This window comes from Aureimonas sp. AU12, from assembly GCF_001463705.1.
Taxonomy (GTDB): domain Bacteria; phylum Pseudomonadota; class Alphaproteobacteria; order Rhizobiales; family Rhizobiaceae; genus Aureimonas.
On the sequence record NZ_BBWH01000027.1, the window covers coordinates 118,942 to 140,260 of the forward strand.

A 21,319-nucleotide genomic window follows, 5' to 3' on the forward strand; every position below is an offset into this window, starting at 1 on the left:
GCAGGATGAACTACGTTCAAATATGAACACTGTTCAGAAACGGGTATCATCCATGTTCGAAGCGATCAAGGGCGTCCAACCCGGCAGCGACGTCGGGGCGAACAAGGCGGCGACCCAGGCTCTCGCCGCCGCGGTGCCAGCGCCGGTCTCGGGATCGCTCCTCGCGTCACGGCGCTTCCTGCCGCTGTTCGTCACCCAGCTTCTGTCGGCGTTCACCGACAACCTCCTGAAGAACGCGGTGGTGCTTCTCATCCTCTTCGGCCTCGCCGACGGGGGAGGCGCGGAGCTCGTTCCGCTCGCGGGCGCCATTTTCATCCTGCCGTTCGTGCTGCTGTCGGCGCTCGGCGGGCAAGTGGCGGACCGGAACGACAAGGCGGTCGTCGCCCGTTACCTGAAGCTCGCCGAGATCGGTGCGGCGGGGATCGCCGTGGCCGGCCTCGCCACCGCGTCCGTGCCCCTGATGTTCGCGGCGCTCTTCGCCTTCGGGGTGGTGTCCGCGATGTTCGGACCGGTGAAGTACGGCATCCTGCCCGATCACCTCAGCCCCGACGACCTGCCGCGCGCCAACGCCTGGATCGAAGGCGCGACGTTCTTCGCGATCCTCGCCGGCACGGTCGGCGCCGGCCTCCTGTCCGGGACCGAACACGCCAGCGGGCTGATCGGCCCGGCCGTCGCCGTCCTTGCCCTCGCCTGCTGGGTCTCCAGCTTCCTTATCCCCCGCACCGGCGCCGGCGACCCGACCTCCACGCTCGATCCGAACGTCGTTCGCTCGACCTGGCGCGAGGTCGCGTCCCTGCGCCGGGACGGCCGGCTCTTCACGGTCGCCGCCATGCAGGCCTGGTTCTGGACCATCGGCGCCGTCTGCCTCTCCATCCTGCCGGTCCTGGTGCGGGACTCGTTCGGCGGAACGCAGGGCGCCGTCACCCTTTGCCTTGCGACCTTCGCGGTCGCCGTGGCCGTCGGCTCGGCCGTCGCGGCCGCGCTGATCAAGGGCCGCGTGGTGCTGCTGCCCGTACCCGTCGGCACGCTGATGATGGCGGCCTTCTCCGCCGACCTCGCATGGATCACATGGGGTATGGGCGGCACGGCCACCGACAGCCTCCTCGCCGGTGCCGGCGGTGTCCGATCGCTGGTGGACCTTGCCGGCATCGCCTTTTCCGGCGCGCTGGTCGCCGTGCCCGCGGCGGCCGCGCTTCAGGCCTGGTCGGACGCCAGGCGCCGCGCCCGCACCGTCGCCGGCGCCAACATCATCTCCTCGATCGGCATGGCGTTCGCCGGCGTTGCCGTCGCGGCCGGGCAGGCGTCGGGCCTCGGCGTGCCCGCGATCCTCGCGATCCTCGCCGTCCTCAACGTCGTTGCGGCCCTCCTGATGTTCGCGAAACTGCCGACCAAGCCCCTCTACGATGTCGCCTCGATCTACTTTCGCGTCTTCCACCGCATGGAGGTCCGCGGCCTCGAGAACGTCGCCAAGGCCGGCAACCGCATGATCCTGGCGCCGAACCACACGTCGTTCCTCGACGGCCCGCTGGCGCTGGCGCTCACCGATCTCGACCCCGTCTTTGCCGTCGACACCGGGATCGCCCAGCGCTGGTGGGCCAAGCCCTTCCTCAATGCCACCCGCGCGATGCCGATGGACCCGACCAAGCCGATGGGCACCCGCACCCTGGTGCGCACGATCCAGGCCGGCGACCCCGTCGTGATCTTTCCCGAGGGGCGCATCTCGGTCACGGGCAGCCTGATGAAGGTCTATGACGGCGCCGCCATGGTCGCCGACAAGACCGGCGCCATGGTCGTCCCCGTGCGCATCGATGGTCTCGAACGGTCTCCGCTTTCCCGGATGAAGGACACGCAGGTGCGCCGCAAGCTCTTCCCCAAGGTCGTGGTCACCGTCGGCGAGCCGAGGGCGATCGAGGTCGATCCCGCCCTGCGCGGGGCCAGGCGCCGCGCCGCCGCCGGGGCTGCGCTCTACGAGGTCATGGCCGGGACGGTCGTGGAGTCCGCCGACATCGACCGCACGGTCGCCAGGGCCGTCGTCGACGCCGCCAGGACGTTCGGCATGTCGACCAACTGCGCCGAAGATCCGAAGGCGGGACGCCTGTCCTACGGCAAGCTGCTGCTCGCCTCCTCGGTCCTCGCTCGCAAGCTCGACGCGCTCCTGGGCGACCAGAGCCATGTCGGCCTGATGCTGCCGAGCTCGGTCGGCGCGCTCGTCACGTTCCTCGCGCTCAGCCGCTCGGGCAAGATCCCGGCCATGGTCAACTTCACGGCGGGCGCGGCCAACGTCGCTTCCGGCCTGCGGGCCTGCCGGGCGCGCAAGATCCTGACCTCGAAGGTCTTCGTCGAGCAGGGCAAGCTCCAGCCGCTGGTCGACGCGCTGGCCGCCGAGTTCGAGATCGTCTGGCTGGAGGACGTGAAGGCGTCCGTCGGCACGCTCGATAAGGTCCTCGGCCTCCTCGGCAAGACGCGGATCGCCAGCAAGGCGAAGCCCGACGACGCGGCCGTGGTCCTCTTCACGTCCGGCTCCGAGGGGAAGCCGAAGGGCGTCGTCCTCAGCCACCGCAACATGCTGGCGAACGCCGCACAGGCCGCTGCCCGCATCGCGTTCGACCGATCCGACAAGGTCCTGAACATCCTGCCGATGTTCCACTCGTTCGGGCTGACGGCCGCGACGATCCTGCCGATCACCCACGGGGTGCCCGTCTACTTCTACCCCTCGCCGCTGCACTACCGGATCGTGCCCGAGATCGCCTACGGGTCGAACGCGACGATCATGTTCGGCACCGACACGTTCCTCGCCGGCTACGCCCGCACCGCCAACGCCTACGACTTCCGCTCGATGCGCTACGTGTTCTCCGGCGCCGAGCCGGTGAAGGAGTCCACCCGCAAGGTCTGGTCCGAGAAGTTCGACGTGCGCCTGCTGGAGGGTTACGGCGTGACCGAGTGCTCGCCCGTGGTGGCCCTCAACACCCCGCTCTTCAACAAGCCGGGCACGGTCGGGCAGCTCATGCCCGGCATCGAGCACCGCCTCGAGGCCGTGGACGGTGTCGAGGTCGGCGGTCGGCTTCACGTGCGCGGTCCGAACGTCATGCTCGGCTACCTGCGCGAGGAGAACCCCGGCGTGATCGAGACGCTGGTGGACGGTTGGCACGATACGGGCGACGTCGTCGACATCGACACGGATGGCTTCGTGCGGATCCTCGGCCGCGCCAAGCGCTTCGCCAAGATCGGCGGCGAGATGGTGTCGCTGGCCGCGCTCGAGGCCTTCGCGGCCGAGTTCTGGCCCGGCAAGGCCTCGGCGGCCGCCGTCGTGAAGGATCCGAAGAAGGGCGAGGCCATCGTGCTCCTCACCGAGGCGGAGGGCGCCGACCGCCTGGACCTCGCGCGCTTCCTGAAATCCCGGAATGCCTCCGACCTCATGGCGCCATCCAGGGTCGTGGTCGGCACGATCCCGCTGCTCGGAACGGGCAAGGTCGATTTCGCAGAGGTGGGACGGCAGTTGGCGGCCTGAGGAACGGTTCAAGGGATTCGGGACAGGCCGTTCCTATCGCGGGCCGGACCCGACCTTGATCCGAGACCGCGGTTTTCGGCTCGCCAACGGAGTGATCGGCGCGACCTGGACTGACGGATGCTCCTCGAAGGACCCGATTGAACCACCGATCGGGTTCACCTCTCGGGGCCAGAAGTCCGGCGCCTCCATAGAAGCGTAGCCTGTCCGTTCGAACGGTCCCCGATGCGTGGCTCGAACCGAGCCTTCATCCATTGGGCGGCTGCGGCGCGGAAACGCCGAGCCCAGGCGATCCCCCTTTTGCAAGAGGGAAGGGATGTGATCAGAGCGCCCGTCAGGTGGTCGGCGCCACTGCGCTTGGTTCTCCCAGCGACAGCATCAGGCGGTTGGCCCAGTTGAAGAAGGCGGCGGCGAAGACGAGGTCGGCGATCTCGTCGTCCTTCAAGCCGACCTCCCGCAGCCTCGCCACGTCGTCGGTGCCGAACTCGGGCGGCGTGCGTGTCAGCCGCTCGGCCGCTTGGGCGATGGCGTTCCATCGGGGGTCGAGATCGACGGACACGCCGTCTTGCAGAAGCCGGTCGATCTCCTCGCCGCGGCCGGAATGCCGCGTGGCGAAGCGGGCGTGGACGGAGGCGCAGAAGATGCAGCCGTTGACCCGCGAGACGGCGGTGGCGGCGAGTTCGCGCTCGGCACGCGGCAGACCGCCGTCGCCGTTGTAGAAGATGTCCTTGTCGGTGCGCGTGCGGGCGCCCAGAACCTCCGGGTCGCGGGCGAGGAGCCGAAAATAGGGCGACTGCGCGCGGCTCCGCTCGGTCAGGCCCTCGTAGTGCCGATCGGTGAGGTCCTCGACGGCGAGCGGAGCCAGCGCGGGAAGCCAGCTCAGCTCGTCCCGCGTGAACGCGTTCGGCTCGCGGTTGTCGGGATGGCTCAGAAGAACGGATGTCTCAGGCGCGGCGACGGGGGCGTTCATGCGGCTTCTCCGGCTTGGGCAAGGGAGCGCAGGCCGATCGCCGCGCGGATCTGGAAGGCGAGGAACGAGACGAGCTGCGACAGGGTCACGATCCCGTCTGCGCTCCATCCGGCCTCCACGAGCCGGGCCAGCGACTCGCTGCCGGCGTCGCGCGGGTGGAAGACGAGCAGGTGGGCGTGAACCAGCGCGGCGGCGAGCCGAACCCCGAAGGCGGCCCTTGCGTCTTCGCTTGCCCGATAGATCGGTCCCGCCTCGTTCTCCTCGCTGAGTGGCCCCGGCGGATAGGCGCCGTAGGGACCGTCGGTCGAGGCTCGCTCGGCTTCAACGAAGAGCACCCGTTCGAGTTCGGGCGCGCCGAGCAGCCTCGTGTAATGCTCAGCGATCGCCGCGTCCCGGTGCAGCAGGGCCACGAAGGCGGCAACCGTCCGGCGCTCCTCCAGGCTCACGTCGCCCGGCTCGGCGGGATGGAGCAGAAGCTCGTAGCTGCGCTGCGCGTTGTCGCGCGCGACGGAGCGCCTGGCGCGCACGGCGTCGAGTGCCGGTCCGGCACGGATGCCCGCCAGCGCGTCGATGAGGTCGGCGGATGGTTCGCTCATGGGATGTCTCCGGGGTTCTGGTGTCAGACGACGCGGGCGAGCGCGGGGCGGGTGGGCTCGCGCCAGCCAAGCGCGGGGGCCACCTCCGCCGCGAAGAGTTCGATCGATCGCAGAATGGCGGGGTGCGGCGGGTCGATCGAGTGGACCTGCACCGAGACCTCGCTCGCGTGGGCGAGCGTCACGTCGCGTGACAGGCTCTCGGCGACCTCGTCCGGCGTGCCGACATGGCTGTCGAAGGTCCTGAGGAGATCGTCGAGGCTGTCGCCGAGGATGACGTGGCCCTGCGCGGCGAAATGGGCGGCCACCCGGCGCAGTCCGGTTTCGGCAAGGCGCCGGGCCTCGGCGCCTCGGTCGGCGACGAACACGCTGCGGGAGGCCAGGATGCGGGGTGCCGCACCCGCCGGGAGGGCAGTGTGATAGGCTTGCACGATCGGGAGCTGGAGTTCGGCAAGGGAGAGGTCCGGTCGCCCCTGCGGCCGCGGCTGAGTGCGCGACAGAAGAAGGCCGTCGCCCGCCTCGCCAGCCCGCGCGCCGCCGGCCGCCGAGAAGGTCGCCTGCCAGATGCGCCGATCGAGCGTGCCGGCGTCCGGGTAGAGGCGGTTGCCGCCGCCCAGCGGCTCGCCTCTGAGAGCACGGCGCAGCGTCGCCACCTTGCCGCCGAAGATCGCGCCGCGTTCCGCGCTGTCGAGACCGAAGGCGGCGAATGAGGAGGCCGTGCCGCCGGAGCCGAGGCCGAGTTCCAGCCGTCCGCCAGACAGATGGTCGAGAACCGCGGCATCCTCGGCGACGCGCACCGGCTCGTCGAGCGGCAGCGTCACGATGCCGGTGCCCAGGCGAATGCGAGACGTGACGGCCGCAACGTTGGCGAGGAACACGAAAGGTGAGGGCTGGCCGCCCTCGTCGCGGTTGAAGTGGTGCTGGGCTATCCATGCCGTGTCGAAGCCGAGGCGCTCGGCATGAACGATCTGCTCGCGCGCCAGCCGATAGCGCATGCCGGGTTCGGCGTCGTCGAGAATGCGAGTGAAGAAACCGATGCGTTTGGTCATGCGGGGATGGCCTCGTCGGGATGGTGGGACCTGCCGCGCCCCGGAATAGCGCCGATCAGCTCACGCGTGTAGGCGGTGGCCGGCCGGCCGAAGACGTCCTCGACGGGGCCCTCCTCGACGATCCGGCCCCCTCGAAGGACGCTCACCGTATCGGCGATGGCGCGCACCACGGCGAGGTCGTGGGAGATGAAGAGGTAGGTGAGGCCGAGCTCGCGCTGGAGTTCGCCCAAGAGGCGGAGGATCTGCGCCTGGACTGTGACGTCGAGGGCGGAGACCGCCTCGTCGAGAACGAGGATGCGTGGTTCGAGGATCAGCGCTCGGGCGATCGCGACGCGCTGGCGTTGTCCGCCGGACAAGGCGCTGGGCCGCCGTGCGGCGAGCTCGGTGGGCAGATGGACCCGCGCGAGGATCGCCTCCACGCGAGCCCGGCGCTCCTCGCGCGCCACGGGCTCGAAGTTGAGGAGCGGCTCCTCGACGATGTCCCGCACGCTTTGGCGCGGATCCAGCGAGGCGAACGGGTTCTGGTAGACGAGCTGGACCCTGCGTCGGAAGCGCCGGAGGTCTTCGCCCTTGAGCGAGGCGACGTCCTGTCCATCGACCACGATGCGGCCGGAGGTCGGACGCAGGAGGCCGAGGACGGCGCGGCCCGTCGTGGTCTTGCCCGATCCCGACTCTCCGACGAGAGCGTGGGTCGTGCCGGGCGCCACGCGGAAGCTGGCCTCGTGCACCGCGCGAAACGGTCCGCGATCGGTGGGAAAGTCCTGCACCAGCCCCTCGACCTCGATGATGGGCGCGGCGAGTGATGGGGCAAGCGGCTTGCGCAAGGGCGCTGCGAAGGCGGGTGCGTCGAGCAGGAGGCGTCGCGTGTAGCCCTCGCGCGGCGCATCGAGGAGCGACCTTGCTTCGCCCTGCTCGACGATCCGCCCGCCCCGCATCACCACGATGCGGTCGGCCCGGTCCGCTGCGACCGCGAGGTCGTGGGTGACCAGAAGGACGGCTGTGCCGTGTTCGCGGCGCAGGTCGTCGATCAGGTCGAGGATGCGGCGCTGGACCGTGACGTCGAGCGCCGAGGTCGGCTCGTCGGCGATGACGAGCTGCGGCTTGAGCGCGAGCGCGATGGCGATCAGCACGCGCTGCTTCATGCCGCCCGACAGCTCGTGCGGATACTGCCGGAAGCGCAGCTCGGGATCGGACAGGCCAACGCGCTCCAGCAGGGCGAGAACCCCGGCCTGGATCGCAGCCCGGTCGCGCGCGCCGTGCAGGCGGAAGACCTCGGCCAGTTGCGTGCCGATCGTCTGGACGGGGTCGAGCGAGGATCCGGGGTCCTGCGGAACGAGGCTGACGACCCGTCCCCGGAGGGTGGACAGGCGGCGGTCGGACCAGCCGGACACATCCTCTCCATTCAGAAGGATGCGACCGCCTTCGATGCGTCCGTTGCCGGGAAGGAGCCCGACGATCGACTGCGCCGTCGTGGTCTTGCCCGATCCCGACTCGCCGACGAGCGCCACGACCTCTCCCGGCCGGACGACGAAGTCGACGCCCTCGACGACGGTCCTGCCATCGTAGCCGATGGCGAGACCCTCGACGAGGAGGAGGGGCGTGTTGCCTCGTGTCGCGCTCATCGGGTTCCTCCCGTCAGGGCCCGCCCGACGCGGTTGGCGGCGAGGACGACGATGATCGTCGCCAGTCCCGGGAAGACGGTGAGCCACCAGGCGCGGGCCATATAGTTGCGACCCTCCGCGATCATCAGGCCCCATTCGGGCGTCGGCGGCGGCGCGCCGTAGCCGAGGAAGCCGAGCGCCGAGATCTGGAGGATGGCCCAGCCGAGCTGGAGGGCGGCGTAGGCGAGGACGGTGGTCATCGAGTTCGGCAGGATGTGGCGCCAGAGCACGGCGGCGAACGTGCCGCCCGAGCCGAAGGCGGCTTCGACGTAGTCCGACCGCCGCACCGTCATCACTTCGGAGCGCACGAGCCGCGCGAAGCTGGCGATGGACGTGATGCCGACGGCCACCGCCACCTGCGCATGGCCGAAGCCGAGGATGACGATGAAGGCCAGCGACAGGAGCAGCGTCGGGATCGCCAGCATGACGTCGACGAGGCGCATCAGGACGCCGTCGGTGCGTCCGCCGATCGCTCCGGCGAGGAGCCCGATCAGGGTGCCGAGGCCGAGGCCGATGCCGACGGCGATCGCGGCGCCCGAGAGCGAGTAGCGCGCGCCGTGGACGATGCGCGCGAAGACGTCGCGTCCGAGCTCGTCCGTGCCCAGCCAATGCACGGCGGACGGCGCCTTCAACTGCTGGCCGGCAAGGCCCGCTACCGCGCTGTGGCCGGTGAAGAGCGAGGGGAAGAGGGCCAGCAGCACGGCGAGGAAGAGAACGGCGACCGCCAGCGCCAGACCGACCGGAAGCCGGCGCGAACCGGCGCGACGGCGCGAGCGGCGCGGTTTTGCCCCTTCAAAGGGCGCGAGCGACGACACCGTGCTCATGCCGTCACCGTACCGGCGCGCCGCAGGCGCGGGTCGATCAGGGGATAGAGAAGATCCACCGCGAGATTGACGAGTACGAAGCCGAGCGCCGCGATCACCACGATGGCCTGGAGCACGGCGGCGTCCTGGTTGCGCACCGACCGCTCCGCCAGCCGTCCGATGCCGTTGAGGCCGAACACGGTCTCGGTCACCACCGCGCCCGCCAGGAGCTCCCCGAAGAGAAGGCCGGCGATCGTGAGGACCGGGAGGAGGGCGTTGCGCAGCGTGTGTCGAAATAGCACCTGCGACCGTGTCGCGCCCTTGGCGCGGGCGACCGTGACGAAGCCCTGCACCGAGAGGGCATCCAGATTGCGCAGGAGGATTTGCGCGATCGGCGCCGCGATCGGCACCGCGATGGCGGCGACCGGCAGGATCAGGCGCTCCCACGGACCGGGGGCGATCACGGACACCAGCCCGAGGCGGAAGGACACGATCTGGACGAGCACGATGGCGAGCCAGAAGACCGGGATCGAGACGAGGAGGCCCGGGAGCCCCGCAAAGGTCTCGCGCAGGAAGCGGAAGGGCGCGAGCATCGCCAGGAGCGTCACGGCGAGGGCGAGCGCGACCGCGGCAAGGAAGGCAAGACCCGACAGCCAGAGCGTCGAGGGCAGGTTCGCGGCGATCTCGCCGGCGACCGAGGCGCCGGACGCGATCGAGAAGCCGAAGTCGCCCCTGAGGAAGCCGGCGAGGGTTCGCAGATACTGGCTCCAGATCGGATCGTCCGCCCCATAGAAGGCCCGGATGCCCGCCACGGCTTCCGGGCTCAGCCCCATGTCGCCGCCGACGAACCGGATCAGCACGGCGTCGCCGGGCATGAGCTGGAGCAGGACGAAGGAGACGGTGAAGGCCGCCCAGAGCACGAAGGCCGCCTGCGCCAAGCGGCCTACCAGGATGGGGGCCCTCATTTGTCGAGCCAGACGCCGTAGAAGCTCGGCCGGCCGACGGCCTCGAAGGCGAGCCCCTTCACGTAAGGGGCCGCGCCGTAGACCTGCGGCTCCTCGAAGATCGGGATCGCGTAGGCCTCGTCCACGACACGGCGCTGGACGTCGCCGGCGAGCTGGAGGCGCTTGGCCGGATCGGTCTCGGCGGCGATCGCTTCCAACTGCCCGTTGAGCGTGTCGTCGCGAAAGCTCCTGACCTTGTCGCTGACGCCGCCGGTCTGGAGCAGGACGTTGCGGTTCTTCGGATAGTACTGGCTCTTGAGGACGTCGGGATCGGCGCGGCCCACCATGGCCGGCGAGACGGCGGTCTTGGCGGGATCGAGATTGTCGGCGACCGCCGAGCCGGCGTCGCCGCCGAGGACGTTGAGCTTGACGCCGAGCATGTTCCATTGCTGGGCGACGAGCTGGAGCGCCGCCCGGTTCTGCGGCTGGGGCAGCGACTCGTAGGCGGTGAGTTCCAGCCGCTGGCCGTCCTTCTCGCGCAGACCCGACGCCCCGACCGTCCACCCGGCCTCGTCGAGAAGGCGGGCGGCCTCAGTCTGGTCGAAGCGGAGCTTGTCGGACAGGTCGACATAGCCGAGCGCGGTCGAGGCGAGGACGGATGTCGCGACCGGGTAGTTCTTCGAGAAGAGGGTCTGGACGATCGCCTGCCGATCGGTGCCGTGCAGCAGGGCCTGCCGGACCTTGACGTCCGCGACGAGCGGGTTGTCCGGGCGGAAGACGATCGAGTTGTTGACGCCGCGCGTCGACGGGGCGGAGATCGCGAAGCCCTCCGAGGTCAGGGCGTCCTCGTCATAGGCCTGGATCTGGCGCACGACGTCGCCCTGGCCCGAGGTCAGTGCACCGATCCGGACGCCGTCCTCCGGCACGATCACGTACCGGATGCCGTCGAGATGGGCGCGGCCTTTGTGGGCGAGCTTCGCGGGCCCCCAGTCGTAGTCCTCGCGAACCTTCAGCACGAGCTCGGTGCCGAGCGTCTCGCTCTCCACGACGAAGGGTCCGGAGCCGACGATCAGCCGGGCGTCGCCGAGTTCGGCAAAGTTGCGCTTCAGCGTCGCCGGCGAGACGAGGCCCGACCCGATCACCGACGTGCCTTGAAGGAAACCCGGGCTCGGCGCCTTGAAATGGAAGCGAACGGTCAACGGGTCGAGCACCTCGGAGCGCTCGTAGTTGTTCACCACCTCCGAGACCGGGAGGTTGCGCTCCTTGTTGCCGAGCACGAACGTGTCGAAGTTCTGCGCCACCGCGCTCGCGTCGAGCGGCGTGCCGTCTGAGAAGGTGACGCCGGGTCGCAGATGGAACGTGTACTGTCTCGTGTCGTCGCTCACCTCCCAACTCTCGGCGATCCAAGGCTCGATCTCCAGCGTCTGCGGGTTCTGGTAGGTCAGCTTGTCGGTGATCTGGTTGAGAATGCCGCCGTTCGGATAGAAGCCTCCCGCCGGTGGATAGAGGACGGTGTGCGGCTGCTGTTCGAGATAGACCAGCGTGCCGCCGGTCTTGGGCGACCCTTGCGCAAAGGCGGCCGGCGAGGCGAGCGCAACGGCCATCGCCATCATGCCGAAGCCGCGTCGGGTGAGGGCGGTGAAGGGGCTTGGGCTCATGGGAAACCTCGTGCGCATGTCGGGCGATTGGCGCGCCGGACAACGAGCAGTCGGCGCTGCAACCATAATGTCTACTAATCTGATAGAATGAAGGTACGCGTATCCCGTCTGACGCCAGATGTTGAAAAGTCTTTTCGCAACGCGATGCGGATCGGGCTTTCGGACTGCCACCGGTCTGCAGGCGGCCGGGGCAGCCCGTCGGCATCGCGGCTGCCGGTTTCGCCACGGGATGCGCGATCGCGCGGTCGTCTCCCGAGTACCACGCCGCCTTGAGGCTCAGAGGCCGACGTCGTAGAAGATCTGATCCATCCGCCGCGAGGGCTCGGCGCAGCCGGCATAGCCGAGGATGCGGGCGGGAGAGCCGGCGACGGTGACGTTGGCGGGGACGTCCTCCAGCACGAGCGATCCCGCACCGACCCGCGAGCAATGGCCGATCTCGATGGGGCCGAGAACGCGTGCGCCCGCCCCGATCATCACGCCGCGGCCGATCCGCAAATGCCCGCTCCCGGACGCCGCGCCGAGATCCGGGCCGAGGATGACGCCTTGCAGGATCGAGACGTTCTCGCCGATCGTCACGGTCCGGCCGATGGCGATGCCCGTCGCGTGGTCGATGAACATCCCGGCGCCGATCGGCACGGCCGGATGGATGTCGACCTGGAAGATCTCCGACGCCCGGTGCTGCAGGTGAAGGGCGAGATCCCGGCGCCCCTCGCTCCAGAGCGCGTGCGCGAAGCGATGCGTTTGAAGCGCCTGGAACCCCTTGAAATGAAGGATCGGGTCGAGCGCGGTGGTGGTGGCGGGATCGCGGTCGAGAATGGCGAGAATGTCGAACCGCAGGGAACGCCGCATCGAGGCGTCGGCGGCGATCACCCCGGTCAGAATGGCGCGAAGCGTTTCGGGGCCGATTTCGCCGGCAAGGCGATGGGCGAGGCGCCCCGCGAGCGCCGCCTCCAGCGAGGCCTGCGACAGGATCGCCTCGGCGACGAGCCGGGCGAGCGAGGGCTCCGCGCGCACGACCTTTTCCGCCTCGTGCCGCATGCGCTCCCAGATGAGGTCGCTGACTTCGGTGTCGATGGTGAGGGCGCTGCTCATGGTCCTGTCCGCGGTCCAAGGTTCGACGCCGGTGTCCGGCGTCCGGTTTCACGGCGTACGGCAGTTGCAGATCGATGATCGAGAACTGCGAGACTGCCGCCGGTCACGTGAGTCCGACCGGTCAGGCTGCGCTCAAGCGGCGAGGCCGTTGATCGTCGCGGTCGTCCGGATGATGCCGGCGATCTCGTCGCGCAGGGCGTCGAAGGCGGGATGGCTCCGGCGTCGCGGCCGATCGAGATCGATGTCGTAGCTCGCGGCGATCTGGCCGGGTCGCGGCTTCATCACGAGAACGCGGTCGGCGAGCGTCAGCGCCTCGTCGAGGTCGTGCGTCACCAGGATGAGCGTCATGCGGCTCTCTCGCCAGAGGTCGAGCAGGTGCGCGTGCAGGTCGGACCGCGTGAAGCTGTCGAGGGCGGAAAACGGCTCGTCGAGCAGGAGCACCAAGGGCTCGGCCACGAGGGCTCGGGCGATTGCGACGCGCTGGGCCTGACCGCCCGAGAGCTCCTTCGGCCAGCGATCGCCGACCTCCTCCAGCCGCACGCGCCTCAGCGCGGCGCTCGCCCGCTCGCGGCGCACCGCCTTCGGCAGGCCGGACAGGCCGAATTCGACGTTTCCGGCATTGGTCAGCCACGGCATCAGCCGCGGCTCCTGAAACACGATGCCGATGTCGGGATGGGGCTCGGTGATCGGGTGCCCGTCGAAGACGACGCGTCCCTCGTCCGGCTGGTCGAGACCGCCCAGCAGGCGCAGAAGCGTGGACTTGCCGCAGCCGGAGCCGCCGACGATGGCGGTGATGCCGCCCGGGTGAAACTCGGCCGAGACGCCCTTCAGCGCCGTCGTGCCGTTTCGATAGGTCCGGGTGAGGGTGTCGGCGAGAAGCATCAGAGTCCGTCCTGATGGCGGTCCTGCCAGCGCAGGAGCGGTTGCGCGACGGCGGCAAGGCCCGAGTCCGTCAGCTTGCCGAGACCCGCGAAGACGAGGATCGCAGCGACGATCTGATCGGCCTTGCCGAGCTGCTGTCCGTCGACGAGGAGATAGCCAAGGCCCTCGGACGCGCCCATGAACTCGGCGGCCACGACGAACATCCAGCCAAGGCCGAGACCGGTGCGCAGCGCCGTCACCGTCTGTGGCAGGATCGCCGGCAAGAGGACGCGGCGCACGAGCGCCGCGCGCGACAGCCGGAAGGCCCGGCCGACCTCGACGATCCGCCTGTCCACCGACATCACGGCGGTCGCGACGCCGAGATAGACGGGAAAGAAGACGCCGGCGGCGATCAGCACCACCTTCGAGGTCTCGAAGATGCCGAACCAGAGGATGAACAGGGGCACCCAGGCGATCGAGGGAATGGCGCGCAGGGCTTGGATGGTGGGGTCGAGCAGGCGCCGGGCGAGCGGCACCGCGCCCGTCAGCGCGCCGGCGAGGATGCCCACCGCGGACCCCGCGACGAAGCCGAGGGCGACGCGCCCGGCCGTCGCCGCGACGTGCGTCGTCAGCTCGCCGGTGCGGGCCAGCGCCCAGAGCGTCTCAAGGATCCGCGAGGGCGCCGGCAACAGCCGGCCGTTCGACCAGCCGCTGCGGACCGCGAGTTCCCAGCCCAGCGCCAGGGCGACCGGGATGATCCAGCCGAGCGGGATCGGGAGCGATGCCGGCCTGGGTCTCGGCTCGGGTGCCGAGGCCTCGTCGGCGACCGCGAGCCTGACGGTCGAGCTCATGGCTGTCGGCCCGCGCGGATCGATCGAGGCATTCCGGTCCTCACTGGCTCGGCGGCGCGAAGCTGTCGTCGATCAGCTGATCGACGACGTCGCTGACGTTGACGTCGGCGGCCACCAGCCCGGCCTTCTGCAAGGCCTCGCCGGCGCCGAGGATCGCGTCGCGCTCGGCATCGTCGATGCGCGACGTCGTCAGCTTGGTTCGCTCCAGTTGGCGCGCGATGACCTCCGGCGGCAGCTTCGTCGCGGCGACGAGCGCCTCCTTCAAGGCGTCCGGCTTGGCGACCGCTTCCTTGCGGGCGGTCTCGTAGGTCGCCAGCACGCGCCGGACGATGTCGGGATGGGCGGCCGCGAAGGTCTCGGGCGTGCTGATGACGCCGCCGCTGTTGTATTCGGGCTTGCGCAGGACCAGCACTGCCTCGTCCTCGATTTCCGCGGCCGCCATCAACGGATCGAGACCGGCCCAGGCATCGACGTCGCCGCGCAGCAGCGCCTGCTTGCCGTCGGCGTGCTGGAGCAAGACCAGCGTCACGTCCTTGTCGGAGAGGCCGGCATCGGCCAGCACGCGTTCGAGGAAGATGTGCGGATCGGTGCCGCGGGTCACGGCGATGCGCTTGCCCTTGAGGTCCTCGACCTTGGTGATGGGGCTGCCGGCGGGCACCACGAGGGCCGTCCATTCCGCCAGGGAATAGACGCCGACCGAGCGGATCGGATTGCCGTTGATGCGGGCGACCAGCGCCGCCCCGCCGGCGGACGCGCCGAAGTCGATCGAGCCGGCGTTGAGGAATTCCAGCGCCTTGTTCGATCCCGCCGACTGGACCCAGCGGATGCCGATCCCGTCCTCCTCGAACTCCTTCTCCAGGAGCCCTTCGTTCTTGATCAGGATCGAAACCGGATTGTAGGTCGCCCAGTCGACGGTAATCTCCTTGAGATCGGCGGCGTTGGCTGCGCCCGACAGGAGCGCGAGAGCGCCTGCGATCAGGAGGGACCGACGGAGAGGGGCTCGCTTCATGACAATCGTTCCGGGCAAGGAGGTGGCGACACGGTGAACGGGGGCGACACGAGGCCTACCCTCCACCGTTCGACGCTACGACCCGTCGCTGCCAGGCGACACTAATAATCTACTATAATGATAGAGTGAATGAGTTTTTTGTTCCGGCGGGGACGCAAGACGTCTGGGCTTGCAGGGCGAGACTGCGAGACCGGAGATCCTGCCGAGCTCAAGGCGACATGGTCCCCGATCGATCCGACATGCCGGGACGATGGTCGGATCGTCCATGGCCGACCGCGATGCGATCGGCCATGGACGTCTGCGGCGTCTCAGCCGTGCGGCTTGAAGATCACCTTGGTGCAGGCGTCCTTCTTGTCGCGGAACGTCTCGTAGAGCGAAGGACCGTCTTCCAGCGAGACCGAACGATGGCTGATGATGAAGGACGGGTCGATCTCGCCGCGCTCGATCCGGTCGAGGAGCGGCTTCATGTAGCGCAGCATGTGCGTCTGCCCGGTGCGCAGGGTGAGGCCCTTGTTCATCAGGATGCCCAGGGCGAACGGCCCGACCGGCCCGGCATAGACGCCCGGCATCGACACCGTGCCGCCGGGGCGACAGGCCAGGATCGCCTGGTTGATGGCGAAGGGGCGTTCCATCGAGACCGTCGCCGCCATCACGGCCGACGACACCTTCTGCGCCAGCGTGTCGGCGCCGTGCGACTCCATGCCGACCGCCTCGATGACGCTGTCGGGGCCCTTGCCGCCGGTCATCTCCATCAGCGTTTCCTGGACCCGATCCTCACCGAAATCGATGGTCTCGGCGCCGGCCTGTCGCGCCAGCGCCAGACGCTCGGGCACGGTGTCGATGGCGATGACGCGTTCGGCGCCCAGAAGGAAGCACGACTTGATCGCCAGCACGCCCACAGGCCCGCAGCCCCAGATCGCGACGGTGTCGCCGGGCTGGATATTGCAGTTCTCCGCCGCCTGATAGGCGGTCGGGAAGATGTCGGAGAGGAAGAGCACCTGCTCGTCCGCCAACCCGTTGGGGATCACGAGCGGGCCGACATCGGCGAAGGGCACGCGCAGATACTCGGCCTGGCCGCCGGCATAGCCACCGGTGATGTGCGAGAAGCCGAACAGTCCGGCGAGGGGATAGCCGAAGGTCTCGGCCTGCAGCTTGCCGTTCGGGTTGGTCCGCTCGCAGCAGGACCAGTTGCCCCACCGGCACTGCCGGCACTCGCCGCAGGACATGGTGAAGGGCACGACGACCCGATCGCCGACCTTCAGCTTCGAGGCCGCGCCGCGCCCGACTTCCATGACCTCGCCCATGGTCTCGTGGCCGAGGATGTCGCCGTGCTCCATGGTCGGCATGAAGCCGCCCATGAGATGCAGGTCGGACCCGCAGATCGCGCAGGCCGTCACCTTGATGACGACGTCGCGCTCGTCCTCGATCCGGGGATCGGGGACGGTGTCGCAGCGAATATCGCCCTTGCCGTGCCAGGTCAGAGCCTTCATGGGATCAATCCTTGTGCGTGTTCACTCCAAGGTCGAACACCGCGCAGGGTCGAATGCTCCACAGAACCTCGGCAGCCGCCTATGGTTCGTAGGGTGAGCTGATCATCGGTCTGGCTGCCGACGTAAGCGTTCTCAGGCGCCGGGCCGTCCGCGACGCCAGTAGGCGACGGCGAGGTGCCGGTCGCGGGCCCAGCGCAACTCGCCCCGCAGATGGCTGCGGATCGCCTTGAAGTCCGTGAATTCGCAACCCGACCAGACGAACGGATCGGCGCCGACGGTCTGCCAGTCGATCGCGCGCAGCGCGCGGGGAAGGGCGCCGAACGTGCCGGGCTCGGCGCCGAGCCGGTGGTGGAAGCGAACGTCCAGCGCCGCGCGCGAGGCGAGTGCGATCTCGTCCTGCGGCCCGTCCACTTCGGCGATCACCGTGGCGCGGGCGTCCGCCGGCAGCGTCTCGAGGATGCGCGCGATGGCCGGCAGCGCCGTGTCGTCTCCGAGGAAGACGAAGTTGGTCCCGGCCGGCACGTCGCCGCCGCCGGGCCCGGTGATGCCGACCCGGTCGCCCGGCCGCGCCTTGAGGGCGAAATCGGACCCCGGCGTCGCCTCGCCGGGATGGACGACGATGTCGATGTCGAGCTCGCCTCGGGCGGGATCGACCCGTCGGATCGTGTAGACACGCCGCGTCAGGGCGTCCTCGCCCTGCGGCCAGACGGGCAGTCCGCTCTCGCCCATGACAGGCCAGACGGGCTCGCGACCCTGCGGCGGGAAGATCAAGTAGACGTGATGGCCGCCTTGCGTGAAATGCCCGAGGTCGTGGCCGCGCATCCGCACCCGGCGCATGTGCGCCGTCAGAACTTGCGTCTCCACGACCTCCAACTCCCGGAACCAGGGCAGCGCGCTGCCGGCCGGCAGACCGTCGCCCCGCCAGACGATCTCAAGCGGGTCGCCCTCGTGAAATTCGGCGAGATGCTCGGCGATGCCGATCTTGAGGTAGTCGAGATGGATCGGGTCCTCCGACGCGACCTCGACGTGCAGCGCCTCATCGCGCAGCGCCAGGCTCGCGGTTCCGTGCTCGAACGTCACCCGTCCGCGGCCGGGCTCGGAGACGACCTCGCCATGCTCGGCGAAATGCTCGCAGAGAAGTGTCAGGAGCCGCTCGGCCCCTGGAACGGGGATGATGGACTGCGCCTGGAGCATGGGGAGCCTTTCCTGCCGATGGACGATCGCGCGGCATTCCCACAACACCCGCGGAGCAACACGCTAGGGCTGCCATAGGATTGTTGACGAATCTGATCAAGTTTGAGACGAGGCGAACGCGTCCGCAGAGTTCCGAAAGGCCGTCGATCATGTTGTCCTCCCCCGCCAACCGGCTGCGGCTCATCCGCTCCCTCCTCGGCTGTTCCTGCCTCGTCGTGGCCGCGCCGGCCTTGGCGCAGGATGTGGTCGTGCTCGACACGGTGACGGTGGACGGCGCGGGGGGCACGTCCGATCCCGGCACGGGCGAGGGCGGCGGGATCAAGGCGGAAGGTTATGTCGGCCGCGAGGCGCGCGTCGGCACCAAGACCGACACCGATCTGCGCAAGGTTCCGCAGGCGGTCTCGGTGGTGACCCGCAAGGAACTGGAGGACCGCAACGTCCAGACGCTGGTGGAGGCGGCGCGCTACACGTCGGGCGTGCGCGCCGGGGCCTTCGGCTTCGATCCGGCCTTCGACACGCTGTTCGTGCGCGGCTTCAACGTCGCCAACACCGGCTACTACCGCGACGGCCTGCGCTCGCTCGGCGGCTCCTTCGCTTTCTTCCGCAACGAGCCCTACGGGCTCGAGGGCGTGTCGATCCTCAAGGGGCCGAGCTCGGTCCTCTACGGCTCCTCCGCGCCCGGCGGCATCGTCAATCTCGTCACCAAGCGCCCGACCGACGCGCCGTTCCGCGAGGTGGTCACCCAGATCGGCACCGACAGCCACTATCAGGCGAATTTCGACGCGTCCGGCCCGCTGGCGGGCAACGACAACGTCCTCTACCGCATCACCGGCATCAAGCGCTCGGCCGATACCGAGTTCGTCGCGGCGCGCGACGACCGCACCTACATCGCCCCCGCCTTCACCCTGCGCTCGGACGACCGCAACACCCATCTCACCGTTCTCGGCGAGTACACCGACACGAAGTCGGGCGGCGGGCGCGGCTTCTTCACGACGCCCGACGCCCGCATCACCGACATCGAGCAGGGCGATCCGCGCTTCCGCGATCTCGACCAGGCACAGGGCCGCGTCGGCTACGAGTTCGAGCACCGCTTCAACGAGACCGTGACGGTGCGCCAGAACGTGCGCTACCAGTCGATCGACACCGACATGCGCTTCACCTCGGTGCTGTCAACCAATCCCGACGGCATCTCGGCCAGCCGCAGCGCCGGCGAGATCCTCGACGAGGCCAAGGGGATCGCCGTGGACAATCAGGTCCAGGGCAATTTCGAGACCGGCGCGGTGGCCCACACGCTGCTCGGCGGCCTCGACTACACCTATTTCGACGGCCAGTACCGCTACGGCGGCACCACGGCGCCCGACCTGAACCTGATCACCCGCAATTATGGGCGCCAGCCGATCCCCGGCCCGACCTCGCACTCGATCATCAACACCACGACGCACCAGCAGCAGGTCGGTCTCTACCTTCAGGATCAGGCCGAATACGAGCGCGTCGTGCTGACGGTCGGCGGTCGCTACGACTGGCTCGACACCGACACTTTGAACAACAACGACGCCTCCGCGAGCGTTCGCGCCGAGGACCGCAAATTCTCGGGACGCGTCGGGCTCTCCTACCTCTTCGACAACGGCATCACGCCCTATGCCAACTATTCGACCTCCTTCGCCCCGACGGTCGGCACCGCCTTCGGCGGCACGCCGTTCGACCCGACCGAGGGCGAGCAGGTCGAGGTCGGCGTGAAATACGCGCCGGACTGGATCGGCCTGACCGTCGACGCCGCGCTGTTCCGGATCGATCAGAACAACCTTCTCGTCGTCGATCCCGTCAATACCGGCGGCTTCTTCCAGGTGCAGACCGGCGCGGTGCGCTCGCAGGGCTTCGAGTTCCAGGCCAACGCCTCGCTGACCGACGGGCTCAGCCTCGTCGCCGCCTATTCCTACACCGACCTGTCCTTCACCGACGGCGACAATGTCGGCAACCAGGTGGCGGGCATTCCCAAGCATCAGGTCTCGCTCTGGGCCAATTACGAGGTGCAGTCGGGCGTTGCGGAGGGCCTCGGGCTCGGGCTCGGCAGCCGCTTCCTCGGCCGCACGGCCGCCGACGACGCCAACACGCGCGACAACGATGGCCGCATCCTCATCGACGCCGCTTTGTCCTACGAGTTCGGCGCGGTGAACCCGAAACTCGACGGCGTGCGCGCGCAGATCAACGCCAACAACCTCTTCGACAACCGGGCCTCGCTCTGCAACAACGGCTACTGCTACCGTGAGCAGGGGCGCGACGTGATCGGCTCCCTGCGGTTCCGGTTCTGACGCGGATGAGGTCCGGCACAATGACGGGGCGCCATGCGGGCCCGACGCGGCGCGAGGTTCTGGCGGCGCTGGGCGCCGGCACGTTCGCGGCCTGCCTCGGTGCGGGCCCGGCGCGCGCCGAGGGCGAAATCCGCATCGCCCACGCTTTCGGCGAGACGGTGCTGCCGGGGCCGGCGCAGCGGGTCGTCTCGCTCGGCTTCACCACGCAGGACACGCTTCTGGCGCTCGGCGTCGTGCCGCTCGCCGTGCGCGGCTGGTTCGGCGACCAGCCCCACTCGGTCTGGCCCTGGGCGCAGCCGTTCCTCGGCGGCGCCGAGCCGGAGGTGATCTCGGGCGAGGTGGCGATGGAGACCGTCGCCGCGCTGCAGCCCGATCTCATCGTCGCCATCGGCTCGGGCATCTCGGAGGCCGAATATGCCGTCCTGTCGCAGATCGCACCGACGCTGGTGCACGATGCCCGCTATTCCGGCTACGGCACGCCCTGGGACGAGATGACCCGGACGATCGCCCGCGCCGTCGGTCGCGAGGCGCTCGGCGAAGAGCGCATCGCGAGCACGAGCCGTGCCTTCGCCGAGGCGCGGGCCCGCCATCCCGAATGGGCGGAGCGCACCGCCGTTGCGGCCTATCATTTTGGCGGCGACACCGGCGCGTTTGCCGGCGGCGACACGCGCGGTCGCTTCCTGGCCGAGCTGGGTTTTCGCTCGCCCGCGATCGTCGAGACGCTCGCGGGCGGCAATTTCTACGCCTCGCTTTCACCCGAGGACCTCGCGCCGCTCGACGTCGACCTCCTCGTCTGGGTCTCGTCGCAGGATGCCGTTCCCGATCTCGTCGCCCTGCCGATGCGCAAGCTCCTGAAGGCGCATCGCGAGGGGCGGGAGGTGATGGCGGGATCGCTGGTCGCCGCCGCCATGTCCTTCGGCAGCGTCCTGTCGCTTCCCTTCGCTCTCACAGAACTGGAAGCCGACATCACTGCCGCCCTCGACGGCACGCCCGAGACGCCGGTCGCCTCGGCCGTGCGGGCCGGCCTCGCTCCTTGAAGGGGGCGCTCGCCGCCGCGCTCCTCCTTGCCGCGGCCATGCTCCTGTCGCTTTGCGTCGGCGTGCGCCCGGCGACGCCGCTCGACGTCTGGCGCGCCTTCGCGGCGTTCGATCCCACCGACCCCCTTCACACCGCGATCCGGCTGATCCGCTGGCCCAGGCTCTGCGCCGGCCTCATCGCCGGCGCCGGGCTCGGGCTGGCGGGGTCGGTGATGCAGACCCTGACGCGCAATCCGCTGGCCGATCCCGGGCTCCTCGGCGTCGGGGCGGGCGCCGCGCTCTCGGTGGTCGCC

General features: G+C 69.4%; 17 protein-coding genes. 4 read left to right on the plus strand and 13 right to left on the minus strand.

Going from position 1 to position 21,319, the window contains the following annotated elements; all coding sequences use genetic code 11:
- The first annotated feature begins 52 nt into the window (after positions 1-52).
- Positions 53-3,508, plus strand: a complete 3,456-nt coding sequence (locus AUL33_RS11240) for an acyl-[ACP]--phospholipid O-acyltransferase (protein ID WP_082652525.1) — start codon at positions 53-55, stop codon at positions 3,506-3,508.
- A gap of 331 nt (positions 3,509-3,839) precedes the next feature.
- Here AUL33_RS11240 and AUL33_RS11245 read toward each other — a convergent pair whose 3' ends face one another.
- From AUL33_RS11245 to AUL33_RS11305, 13 genes are all read right to left on the minus strand, one after another.
- Positions 3,840-4,475, minus strand: coding sequence for an alkylhydroperoxidase domain protein (locus AUL33_RS11245; protein WP_062207600.1), 636 nt, complete (start codon positions 4,473-4,475; stop codon positions 3,840-3,842).
- Positions 4,472-5,071, minus strand: a complete 600-nt coding sequence (locus tag AUL33_RS11250; protein ID WP_062207602.1) for a CMD domain protein — start codon at positions 5,069-5,071, stop codon at positions 4,472-4,474. Before AUL33_RS11250 ends, AUL33_RS11245 begins: the two co-directional genes overlap by 4 nt.
- Before the next feature lie 23 nt (positions 5,072-5,094).
- Positions 5,095-6,117, minus strand: coding sequence for a putative FMN-dependent luciferase-like monooxygenase (locus AUL33_RS11255; RefSeq protein WP_062207604.1), 1,023 nt, complete (start codon positions 6,115-6,117; stop codon positions 5,095-5,097).
- Entirely contained in the window at positions 6,114-7,739 is a 1,626-nt protein-coding gene (locus tag AUL33_RS11260; protein WP_062207606.1) for an ABC transporter ATP-binding protein, read from the minus strand. Before AUL33_RS11260 ends, AUL33_RS11255 begins: the two co-directional genes overlap by 4 nt.
- The gene (locus tag AUL33_RS11265; protein ID WP_062207608.1) at positions 7,736-8,602 is read right to left on the minus strand and encodes an ABC transporter permease; all 867 of its coding nucleotides are present in this window, start codon (positions 8,600-8,602) and stop codon (positions 7,736-7,738) included. Before AUL33_RS11265 ends, AUL33_RS11260 begins: the two co-directional genes overlap by 4 nt.
- A complete protein-coding gene (locus AUL33_RS11270; RefSeq protein WP_062207610.1) occupies positions 8,599-9,546 on the minus strand; it encodes an ABC transporter permease in 948 nt (315 codons plus the stop codon). The genes AUL33_RS11265 and AUL33_RS11270 overlap by 4 nt, the downstream gene beginning before the upstream one ends.
- Positions 9,543-11,135: a TIGR04028 family ABC transporter substrate-binding protein gene (locus AUL33_RS11275; protein ID WP_244492140.1), complete on the minus strand. Its 1,593-nt coding sequence runs from the start codon at positions 11,133-11,135 to the stop codon at positions 9,543-9,545. Before AUL33_RS11275 ends, AUL33_RS11270 begins: the two co-directional genes overlap by 4 nt.
- 324 nt (positions 11,136-11,459) lie before the next feature.
- The gene (locus AUL33_RS11280; protein WP_062207614.1) at positions 11,460-12,275 is read right to left on the minus strand and encodes a serine acetyltransferase; all 816 of its coding nucleotides are present in this window, start codon (positions 12,273-12,275) and stop codon (positions 11,460-11,462) included.
- Positions 12,276-12,407: 132 nt separating this feature from the next.
- On the minus strand, positions 12,408-13,157 hold the full coding sequence (locus AUL33_RS11285) for an ABC transporter ATP-binding protein (protein ID WP_062207616.1): 750 nt from the start codon (positions 13,155-13,157) through the stop codon (positions 12,408-12,410).
- The gene (locus AUL33_RS11290; protein ID WP_062207619.1) at positions 13,157-13,987 is read right to left on the minus strand and encodes an ABC transporter permease; all 831 of its coding nucleotides are present in this window, start codon (positions 13,985-13,987) and stop codon (positions 13,157-13,159) included. The genes AUL33_RS11285 and AUL33_RS11290 overlap by 1 nt, the downstream gene beginning before the upstream one ends.
- A 40-nt stretch (positions 13,988-14,027) precedes the next feature.
- Complete coding sequence (locus AUL33_RS11295; protein ID WP_062207621.1) at positions 14,028-14,996, minus strand: aliphatic sulfonate ABC transporter substrate-binding protein; 969 nt, start codon at positions 14,994-14,996, stop codon at positions 14,028-14,030.
- Between the two features lie 308 nt (positions 14,997-15,304).
- Entirely contained in the window at positions 15,305-16,486 is a 1,182-nt protein-coding gene (locus tag AUL33_RS11300) for a zinc-dependent alcohol dehydrogenase (protein ID WP_062207623.1), read from the minus strand.
- Between the two features lie 132 nt (positions 16,487-16,618).
- Complete coding sequence (locus AUL33_RS11305; protein WP_062207625.1) at positions 16,619-17,680, minus strand: siderophore-interacting protein; 1,062 nt, start codon at positions 17,678-17,680, stop codon at positions 16,619-16,621.
- A gap of 149 nt (positions 17,681-17,829) precedes the next feature.
- Here AUL33_RS11305 and AUL33_RS11310 point away from each other — a divergent pair, with 149 nt between their 5' ends.
- From AUL33_RS11310 to AUL33_RS11320, 3 genes are all read left to right on the plus strand, one after another.
- A complete protein-coding gene (locus AUL33_RS11310) occupies positions 17,830-19,989 on the plus strand; it encodes a TonB-dependent siderophore receptor (protein WP_062207627.1) in 2,160 nt (719 codons plus the stop codon).
- A gap of 20 nt (positions 19,990-20,009) precedes the next feature.
- A complete protein-coding gene (locus AUL33_RS11315) occupies positions 20,010-21,026 on the plus strand; it encodes an iron-siderophore ABC transporter substrate-binding protein (RefSeq protein ID WP_062207629.1) in 1,017 nt (338 codons plus the stop codon).
- On the plus strand, positions 21,023-21,319 hold a 297-nt coding region (locus tag AUL33_RS11320; RefSeq protein ID WP_280137810.1), incomplete at its 3' end, for an iron chelate uptake ABC transporter family permease subunit. The genes AUL33_RS11315 and AUL33_RS11320, both read left to right, overlap by 4 nt.